The organism is Actinophytocola sp. (assembly GCF_045807065.1).
GTDB lineage: Bacteria > Actinomycetota > Actinomycetes > Mycobacteriales > Pseudonocardiaceae > Actinophytocola.
Genome location: NZ_JBJMIE010000191.1, coordinates 1 through 9,176 on the forward strand (window position 1 = coordinate 1; position 9,176 = coordinate 9,176).

8 protein-coding genes are annotated in these 9,176 nt (G+C 70.2%); 2 read left to right on the top strand and 6 right to left on the bottom strand.

All coding sequences use genetic code 11. The annotated features are described in order from the left end of the window. Positions 1 to 478 precede the first annotated feature (478 nt). The 6 genes from ald to ACJ73U_RS11110 all read right to left on the bottom strand — a co-directional run bounded on the left by ald (position 479) and on the right by ACJ73U_RS11110 (position 7,522). Positions 479 to 1,594 carry an alanine dehydrogenase gene (ald, locus tag ACJ73U_RS11085; protein WP_407777481.1) on the bottom strand — a complete coding sequence of 372 codons (1,116 nt, stop codon included), beginning with the start codon at positions 1,592 to 1,594 and terminating at the stop codon, positions 479 to 481. Positions 1,595 to 1,749: 155 nt separating this feature from the next. Then, the gene (locus ACJ73U_RS11090; RefSeq protein ID WP_407777482.1) at positions 1,750 to 3,279 is read right to left on the bottom strand and encodes a PucR family transcriptional regulator; all 1,530 of its coding nucleotides are present in this window, start codon (positions 3,277 to 3,279) and stop codon (positions 1,750 to 1,752) included. Between the two features lie 118 nt (positions 3,280 to 3,397). After that, positions 3,398 to 3,790 carry a hypothetical protein gene (locus ACJ73U_RS11095; protein ID WP_407777488.1) on the bottom strand — a complete coding sequence of 131 codons (393 nt, stop codon included), beginning with the start codon at positions 3,788 to 3,790 and terminating at the stop codon, positions 3,398 to 3,400. A gap of 92 nt (positions 3,791 to 3,882) precedes the next feature. Continuing rightward, positions 3,883 to 5,922, bottom strand: a complete 2,040-nt coding sequence (locus ACJ73U_RS11100) for a diguanylate cyclase domain-containing protein (RefSeq protein ID WP_407777483.1) — start codon at positions 5,920 to 5,922, stop codon at positions 3,883 to 3,885. A gap of 93 nt (positions 5,923 to 6,015) precedes the next feature. Further along, on the bottom strand, positions 6,016 to 6,816 hold the full coding sequence (locus ACJ73U_RS11105) for an SAM-dependent methyltransferase (RefSeq protein WP_407777484.1): 801 nt from the start codon (positions 6,814 to 6,816) through the stop codon (positions 6,016 to 6,018). Between the two features lie 103 nt (positions 6,817 to 6,919). Beyond that, positions 6,920 to 7,522, bottom strand: a complete 603-nt coding sequence (locus ACJ73U_RS11110; protein WP_407777485.1) for a TetR/AcrR family transcriptional regulator — start codon at positions 7,520 to 7,522, stop codon at positions 6,920 to 6,922. 139 nt (positions 7,523 to 7,661) lie between these two features. On the opposite strand from ACJ73U_RS11110, the gene ACJ73U_RS11115 reads away from it, so the two are divergent. Together ACJ73U_RS11115 and ACJ73U_RS11120 are read left to right on the top strand one after the other, a co-directional pair. Next, positions 7,662 to 8,468 (top strand): SGNH/GDSL hydrolase family protein, encoded by an 807-nt coding sequence (locus ACJ73U_RS11115; protein WP_407777486.1) that lies wholly within the window; start codon positions 7,662 to 7,664, stop codon positions 8,466 to 8,468. Positions 8,469 to 8,640: 172 nt separating this feature from the next. Continuing rightward, positions 8,641 to 9,176: hypothetical protein (locus ACJ73U_RS11120; protein WP_407777487.1), on the top strand; the 536-nt coding region annotated here is incomplete at its 3' end.

Sequence of the window (9,176 nt, forward strand, 5' to 3'; positions counted from 1 at the left end):
CGTTGTCCGCGTTGCTGTCGATCCTGTGTGGGACGGGGGCGGGGCGTGGGGGTTGGGTCGGTGCCCCTTGTGGGGCGGTTGCTGTGTCGGTTCGGTTCAGGGGCGTCGGGTGGCATCCGTGGTGTCGTTGCCTGTGTTGCTTTTGGTCCAGAGTGGGCAGGTTGGGTGCGGTCGCGTGCTTGGTGTCTTGTCTGATCCTGAGTGGGCACTTGGTGGGGCTCCGCGGCTGCCGGGGTCGCGGCTCGGCGGGGTGCTTTGGGGAGCCTCTGTTGGTTGCTCTTGGAGCTGAGATCGAGGTTAGGGGGTGTGGGTGGCGGGGTTTCGTGATCTCGTTCGGTCTGTTCGTGGGGGTGGGTGCATTGTGTTCGTCGGAACGGGAGACACCCTGTCGCGAATTCGCGACAGGGTGTCGGTTTTTGTTGTGGCCGATGCTCTTTCTTCGTGCAGTCTGCAGTTTCCCGTTTCCGGGTCGTGTTGATTAGTTGACCAATTCGGTCAACGAGGTGTGTGACAGATCGTGGGCCTTTGCCACAGGCTCGTTGGTCAGGGCGCCCGCGTGGGTGTTGAGACCCAGTGCCAGGGCCTTGTCGGTCCTCAGTGCCTCGTGCCAGCCCTTGTCCGCCAGGGACACTGCGTACGGCAGCGTCACGTTGGTCAGCGCGTAGGTCGACGTCCTGGGCACCGCACCCGGCATGTTCGCCACGCAGTAGAACACGGAGTCGTGCACCTCGTAGGTGGGGTCCGCGTGGGTCGTCGGGTGGGAGTCCTCGAAGCAGCCGCCCTGGTCGATCGCGATGTCCACCAGGACCGAGCCCGGCTTCATGTCCTTGACCAGGTCGTTGCCGATCAGCTTCGGTGCCCGGGCGCCCGGCACCAGCACGGCGCCGATGACCAGGTCGGCCTCCTTCGCCGCCTGCTCGATGGCGTACCGGTTGGAGGTCACCGTCTTCAGCTGACCGCGGAACTGCGCGTCGATCTGGCGCAGCCGGTCCACATTGGTGTCCAGGACCTGGACGTCCGCGCCCATGCCGGCCGCGATGGTCGCCGCGTTCAGGCCCGCGACGCCGCCGCCGATCACCACGACGCGCGCCGGCGCCACACCCGGCACGCCGCCGGGCAGCACGCCCCGCCCGCCGGAGGGCCTCATCAGCGCGTACGCCCCGACCTGGGGCGCGAGTCGGCCGGCGACCTCGGACATCGGGGCGAGCAGCGGCAACGCGCCGCTGCTGGTCTGGACCGTCTCGTACGCGACGGCGGTCGTGCCCGCGTCGAGCAGCGCCCTGGTCAGCGGCTCGTCGGCGGCCAGGTGCAGGTAGGTGAACAGGACCTGGTCACGCCGCAGGAACGGGTACTCGGCGGCGATGGGCTCCTTGACCTTGAGCACCAGCTCGCCCTCGGCCCACACCTCCTCGGCACTGGCCAGGACCTTCGCGCCGGCGGCGAGGTATTCCTCGTTCGGGATGGCCGACCCGAGACCGGCGCCCGCCTCGACGAACACCTCGTGCCCGTGGGCGATCAGCTCGTGCACCCCAGCCGGGGTCAGCGCGACCCGGTACTCGTGGTTCTTGATCTCCTTGGGAACCGCGATCTTCACGTTCTGAGCGTCCTTCCGCGACTGAGCGCAGCTCGCGGAGCGATCGTCTGCGCTGGGCCAACTGGGTGTCCAACACCACAATGAGATAACAATAAGTCAGTGTCATCGTGGCGCTAGCACCAGACATGAGCCTCGCTGTAGTGCTGCTGGCACAGTTACGCCCAGCGCACCGCCGCCAGTTGGACCAGCAGTGCCAACCGGGTGTCAGTGTCCTCCAGATCCACGGCGACCAGCTCCACGAGCTTCGCCATCCGGTACCGCAGCGTGTTCGGGTGGATCCGCAGCGCCCTGCTCGCCGCACGCGGGTCGCCGGGGTGGCGCAGCCACTCGTACAGCGTGTCCACGTAGGAGGTCCCGGACTGCTCGTCGTGCGCGGTCAGCACGGCCAGCGGGCCGAACTCGGTCGCGCCCGCGGCCAGCGCACCCGTCGCCGAGCGGTGCAGCGCGAGGACCGTCCACGCCTCCTCGTGGCTCACCACGGGTCCGGCGATCAGCCCGGTGCGCAGCAGGTTCAGCATCTCCTCGGCCAGCGCCCGCGAACCGGCCAGCTCGGTCACCGCCGCCGGGGGACCGGCCGCCACCAGCGGGCCCTCCTCACCGGTCAGGGCCTGCCGCAGCGCGGGCCAGCCGGTGCCGTCCGGCACGACGGCGTACAGCACGTCCCGCAGCTCGGTCACGGCCGGCCGGCGTCCGACCCCGGCGGTGATCCGCTCCCACAGCGCGAGCCGCATGCCCTCCGCGCCGAGGGGGTCGGGCGTGCGGATGGCGATCGCGACGACCCGGTGCGGCTCGTCCGGCAGGTCCAGCTCGGCCGCCGCCAGCCGCACGCTGCCCGTGCCCTCCAGGACCGTCCTGACCAGCTCGGCGGACCGCCTGCGGTCGGCGTCCTCGCGGGCACGGCGGCGCAGCAGGTGCAGCGCGACGACCGGCGCCGTGTCGGCGAACGCGGACGCGCGCTCGTCGGCCACCGGCCCGGGCACGACCGCCCACATGGAACCGAGCAGTTCCCCGCCCATCCGGATCGGCACGATCAGGCGCGGCAGCGTCCCGTCCTTCTGGTGGGGCACGAAGATCGTCGTGCGGCCGCGCGACAGGTCGCGGAACACGCCGCGGGAGCGGAACCGGGCGAGCACGTCGTCCGGCACCCGCCTGCCCATGATCGTCGACACGCGTGCCGGGTCGGTGCGGTCCTGGCGGGCCGAGTAGGCGAGCACGCGTGAGTTCGCGTCCTCGATCGTGACCGGCGCGTCGATCACCGCGGCCGCCGCGTCGGCCAGCCGGAACAGGTCGCCGAGGCCGGGTTCGGCGTCGTGGTGCTCGTCGGACTCGTCGGCCGCCGCGTCGAGGACCGACCGGAGCAGCAGCACGACCTGCGCCCACGACGCGGCCACGTTGACCTCGACCAGCGCGACCCCGGTCGCCTGCGCGGCCGAGCGGACCGCGGCGCGGACGGCGAGGGGTGGCTTGAGCAGCACCGCGGCCGCGCCCTCGCAGTAGCGGACCAGCTCGGCCGCGTCCTTGGTGCTGTGCAGGCCGACACCGAGCACGAGGTCGCCCTCCCCGATGGGGTCGCGACGCCCCGGCTCGGCGATGACGACGTCGGTGACGTGCCCGCCACGGCCGGGCAGGCGGGTGTGCAGGAGCGTCGGTCCCACCCGGTCGACGAGGCCCTGCACGGTGATCACGGGCTTGATGGTCTCAGCCGGAGTGCCGGTCGACCAGTGCGCGAAGGGCGGCGGTCTCGGCGGCCGTTGTCTGCCGATCGGCACGGGCGATCGGATCGATCAGGCGGAGCGGGTCCGGCTAGAAGAGGGCGGCGGTGATCCAGTCGGCGACGGGCAGGTCGCGGTTGCGGCACTCCTCGGACAGTCGCATCGTCCACCGGAGGGCCTGGACCATCAGGGTGTCCATCTCCTCGGGCGCGGCGGAGGCGAGTGCGATCTCGATGTGCGCCCGCGCGGCCTCGCTGTCCCCGTGGACCTCCGCGAGCAGCACGCGCACGGCCGTGCGCACCGGCGGGTCGGCCTCGTCGATGGGGACCTCGTTGCCGGCGTTGTCGAACACCTGCATCTTCACCGGGGCCATGCCGCCGCTGCTGAGCGCGGACACCATCGAACTGCACTCGTGGAACAGCAGCAGCATCACGTCTCTGGCATCGTCGTCCGGCACGGTCGGCTCGTCGACCCCGGCCCGCATGGCGATCAGCGCCGCGCTCGCGGCCTGGACCGTCCGTGAATGCTCTGATCCCACCACAACATCTTCCAACAGGAGCGCGCCGATCGGTGCACTCAGTGTGTGACGAAAACTCCACCCTGACCGGTGGCCACCCCGATCGCCGCCCACCAGTCGGCCGCCTCGGCCGAGGGCACGTCCAGTACGGAGGACGTCGCGCCGAACGAGGAGAACACCTCGACCGTACGCGCGGTTTCCGCCGCCAGCACGGGAGAACCCGAACCCAGCGCCGGCGAGAGCGTCACCGACCGCACGCCGGTGTCGCTCACCAGCTCGAAGTCCAGTGGGCCACCCGTAACGCCGCAGAGGCCGACCCGCACCCCGATGTCACCCAGCACCTCCAGGTTGTCCCGCGCGTCACCGAGCTCGTCCAGCAGTGCGCCGACGTCGAGCGACAGCTCCAGTGCGTCCGCGGCGAGCCCGCTGTCGGCCAGCGCCCGGTGCACCGCCCGGACGAGGTCGGCGTCGGCGGACTGGTTGCGGGTCAACTGAACCCGCAGCACACCGGGGGAGCCGGCGAACCGCCGGCAGGCGTCGCGCAGCAGCAGTGGTCCGACGTGGACGGACCAGCCGGTGCGCTCGGCGAGCCGCAGGATGGTCGTGTGGTCGGCCTCCCCCCACGTGAGGACCGCCCGCGCGCCAACGGGTTCCCGGTCCGACAGGCGGACGACCGGCTGGAGGCCCACGGCCAGGTCGCCGTTCTCCCACGCCGCGGGCAGCGACGCGGCGAGCCGGGCGAGGTCGCCCGCTGCCCGGTCCTCCGCCTCGTGGAACTTCGCCCACTGGCGCTTGCCGGTGGTCTTCGCCTTGCGCAGCGCGGTGTCCGCCGCGCGGAACAGCTCGGCCGCGGTGAGGCCGTTCGCCGCCTGTCTTCGCACCGCGCCGACACTCGCGCCGACGGCGAAGCCGTGGCCGTCGATGTACTCCGGGTCCTCCAGCTCGCGGGTGAGCATGCCGATCAGCTCGCCGATGTCCGGCGTCTTGGGCGAATCCTCGACGAGCACCGCGAACTCGTCGCCACCGATGCGGGCCACGAGCGCGTTCTCGCCGGAGATCACCTCCTCCAGCCGACGGGCGACCGTCTGGAGTAGACGGTCGCCGACCGAGTGGCCGAAGCTGTTGTTCACCAGGGAGAACGCGTCGAGGTTGAGGCAGCACAGCGTGATCGTGCCGTCCCGGGGGGCGCGCTCCAGCGCGCTCTCCAGCTTCGTGTGGAAGCACTGCCGGTTCGCCAGGCCGGTCAGCGCGTCGTACAGCAGCTGGTGGCCGAGCCGGTCCTGCAGCAGGTGCAGCTCGGTGACGTCCTGGGCCATCGTGACGAAGTACGCCGGGTCGCCCGCGCCGTCCCGCAGCAGCGAGATCGCGAACAGCACCCACGCGACCTCGCCGTCCTCCTTGCGCAGCCTGCGGTGCTCGTGCACGCGGGCCACCTCGCCGTCGAGGATGCGGCGGTACGGCGCCATCACGTCGCCCGAGGCCTCGTCGCGGAAGATGTCGGTGAGCAGCCGGCCGGGCAGGCGGTCCTGCTTCACGTTGAGGATGCCGGCGAGCGCCGGGTTGGCCTCGATGCACATGCCGTCGAGCTTGGTGATCGCGATGCCGGTCGCCGAGGACGTGAACACCTCGCGGAAGCGGTTCTCGGTGCCGCGCAGGTTGTGCTCGGCCCGCAGCACGGCGTTGAACAGCGCCTGCTTGACCTCTTCCTGCTGGGTCAGCGTGTAGGCGCGCAGGCCGTCCGCGTAGCCGGCGGACACCGCGCCCAGCAGGGACATCGTGCGCTTCGCCAGCTCGTTGTCCGGGGTCGGCGCGACGTCGGCGAGCAGGCCCTCGGACAGCGCCGCGACCGTCGCCGTGAGCGCGGTCGGGTCGATGAAGCCCTCGCTGACGAGCCGGTGACCGATCGGCAGACCGGCCGACATCGAGAACTTCTCCGCGCCGAGGATCGCCAGCAGCTCGTCGACCAGCTCGAGCAGCAGCGCCTCGATGTCGTCGGCCGACCGCGGGATGTAGGAGGCGGAGGTGGCCGACCGCGTCCAGGTGCGCGCCAGCTCCTCCCGCCGGTGTACCGGGGGAAGGATCACGCCTGGTTCGGCCATTGCCTGGTCCATCGTCGAGTACTGCGCTCAGGAGCGGTCGTGCCGGGGGCGGCGGGCGGAGTTCCGCTACCCCGGGTCTCTTACCCGATCGCGCTACTTCTTCCGGGCGACTCCCGCGTACAGACCGTCACGCTTGCCGGCGTCCTCCGGGTGGTTGGTCTCCCGGTCGGGACGCCACTGCGACGTCGTCACGAGACCCGGCTCGACCAGGTCCCAGTCGCCGAAGAGGCGGAGGACCTCGTCCCGGCTCCGCGCCCGGACGGCGTTCTGCGTCCGCCGCATGTTCTCGGTGAGCTCGGACATGTCGCGGAAGTCGTCGGTGAGGTGGGACAGCGCCAGGTAGCTGCCCGGCGCGACGGCTTCCCGGTAGGCGGCGAACACGCTCTCCGGGTCGTCGAGGACGTAGTGGCCGATCGCGATGGCGAGGACGCCGACCGGACGAGCGAAGTCGAGGGTGGCCCGGGTCGCCGGGTCGTTCAGCACGAGGCCCGGCTTGGTGATGTCGGCGTGCACCATCACCGCGTTGGGGTTGTCCTCCAGGATGAGCTGACTGTGCGCGACGGCGACGTGCTCGATCTCGACGTAGACGACGCGGGCGGACGGGTCGACCTGCTGGGCGATCTCGTGGACGTTGCCGACGGTGGGAATGCCCGAGCCGAGGTCGAGGAACTGGCGGACGCCCTGCTCCATCAGGTGGAGCACGACGCGGCGCAGGTAGGCGCGGTTCTGGATCGCGAACTGCCGGGACTTCGGGTCCACCTTGTCCCGGTGCTTGACGAACTCACGGTCAACCGCGAAGTTGTGGTTGCCACCGAGCACGTAGTCGTAGACCCTGGCCGCACTGGGTTTCTCCAGGTCAACCGAGGTTGGTACCCAGTTGGTCTGCTGTGACACCGTCCACCTCTTGGTCTGAATCGATCGGTAAACGAAACACTACCGAGACGTGGCAGGCCAATGGCGACCGGTCACCCGGATGGACCATGAACATCGCGGTCCTTCACGTGATCGCGGAATCTTGATCATCTTCGGTGCGGTCGCCGGTATCACCAGTGGCGTTGGCGAGCGCGCCGAGCGCCATGTCCCGCAACATGGTGGCCATGCCGTCGCGACCGAGGTGGCGGATGTGCGGGGTGGAGTTGATGAGTCCGAACACGGCGTGCGCGGCGGCGCGTGCGGCGGGCTCGGTGAGGCTCGGCGAGCTGTCGCGGATGGCCTGCACCCACACCTCCACGTAGCGGCGCTGCAGGGCGCGCACCCGCCGGCGGTCCGGGTCGGTCAGGTTGCCGAGGTTGCGTTCCTGCACGCTGATCAGCGCGGGGTTGTCGAGGGCGAAGTCAACCTGGAACGCGATGAGCTCGCCGAGCAGCTTGGCCGGGTCCTCGGTGCGTTCCCGGCGCTCGAGGCCGCCGGCGAGCAGGTCGTCGCTGATCGAGGTCAGCATCTCGCCCAGCATGGCGTCCTTGCTGCGGAAGTGCCGGTAGAGCGCGGGTCCGGACACGCCGACCGCCGCGCCGATCTCGTCGATGCCGACTCCGTGGAACCCGTGCCTGGCGAAGAGTTCCGCTGCTGCGGCGAGGATCTGCTCGCGACGGCTGGACATCGCGCCATGGTACCCACCGGGGTTAGCGGACGTTCACAAATGCCAACTGGTAAGCGTGAACTACTAACGACGTAATCCGAGACCTTGTTACTTACTGGTAATGATGGTGAAACGTTGAATCCCTGCAGCGGAGGTAATCATGCGTCTCCGTTCCATCGCCAGTTCCCTCGTGCCCGCCCTCCTCACCACAGCCGTGGCGATTCTCGCCGCGGCACCCGCATCCGCCGATCCCGGTGCCCTGGCCGGGAAGTACGTCGCGCTCGGTGACTCCTACTCGTCCGGCACGGGCGCGGGGAGCTACGGCAGCAGCGGCAGCTGCAAGCGCAGCGCCAACGCGTACGCCCAGCTGTGGGCCAACGCGAACGCCCCGTCCTCCTTCGTGTTCGTGGCCTGCTCCGGCGCCCTGACCACGGACGTCATCAACAACCAGGTCGGCTCGCTCACCTCGGACACCTCGCTGGTGACCATCTCCGTCGGTGGCAACGACGCCGGGTTCGCCGACGTCATGACCGACTGCAACCTCGGCTCGGACTCGAGCTGCGTCTCCCGCAACCAGGAGGCGCAGACCTACGCCCGCGACCAGCTGCCCGCGCGGCTGGACGCGGTCTACACGCAGATCCGCGACCGGGCGCCGAACGCACGCGTCGTCGTGGTCGGCTACCCGCACATCTACCAGCTCAACGGCAGCTGCTCGATCGGTCTCAGCGAGACCAAGCGGGCGGCCATCAACCAGTCGTCGGACGTGCTCGCCGAGGTCATCAGGGGCCGGGCCGGCGCGTTCGGCTTCACGTTCGTCGACGGTCGGTCGGCGTTCGCCGGGCACGAGATCTGCGCGTCCGGTGCGCGGTGGCTCAACAGCATCACCTGGCCGGTGGACGAGTCGTACCACCCGAACGCGGCCGGGCAGCGCGGCGGTTACTACGCGGCGGTGGAGGCGGTCGCATAGCGGTCACCTCCGAAGGGACGGCGGCCCGGCTGCTCGGCCGGGCCGCCGTTCGCGAACTCGGGGGCGGCGTTCGGAGTACTTTCGGGCAACCGGCCCTAATTCACTTTCTGCCTGGTCGGAGCGCTGGCGACACTGGGGTCTCCACACCATTCCGTCCGAATGGAGTGCTCCGATGGACTCTTTGGATCAACTCCTCAGCGTGTTGGCGTCGATTGCCGGCATCTTCGGTGTCGTCATCGCGTTCCTGCAGTACCGCGTCAAGAACCAAGGTGCCGGTCCACCGCCACCCGGGGCGCCGCCCGTGCCGCCGCGGGCCTGGGGGCCGCCGCCGGTGGTGCGGGCCGCCGCGATCTGGGTGGTCGTCGAGTCGGTGGTCACCGTGCTGCTGCTCTACGGCGTGTTCACCAGGGTCATGGCCGACATCTACGGCTTCGGCTTCTCGGTGCCGACGCTGCCGGAGGCGGCGGTCGCGCTCGGGCCGATCGGCCTGGCCGCGCTGATCGGCGTCGTCAGCGTGCCGGTCGCGATCCGGCGCGGCACCGGTCTGCGTGACGGCGACCCGGCCGTGCGCGGCAAGCTCCTCGGCTCCGCGGCGAAGGACCTGTTCGTCGGCGTCGCGCTGGCGATCGCCGCTCAGGTGTTCGCCGGCGTCATGCCGGAGGCCGTCTTCAGCATCCTCATGGGGTATCTCGTCTGGAGCATCCTGTC

Bases quoted from the DNA above. Each gene is read 5' to 3' on its own strand.
- ACJ73U_RS11110 (WP_407777485.1), bottom strand. From the start codon at position 7,522: ATGTCCAGCCGTCGCGAGCAGATCCTCGCCGCAGCAGCGGAACTCTTC.
- ACJ73U_RS11115 (WP_407777486.1), top strand. From the start codon at position 7,662: ATGCGTCTCCGTTCCATCGCCAGTTCCCTCGTGCCCGCCCTCCTCACC.
- ACJ73U_RS11100 (WP_407777483.1), bottom strand. From the start codon at position 5,922: ATGGCCGAACCAGGCGTGATCCTTCCCCCGGTACACCGGCGGGAGGAG.
- ACJ73U_RS11095 (WP_407777488.1), bottom strand. From the start codon at position 3,790: ATGCGGGCCGGGGTCGACGAGCCGACCGTGCCGGACGACGATGCCAGA.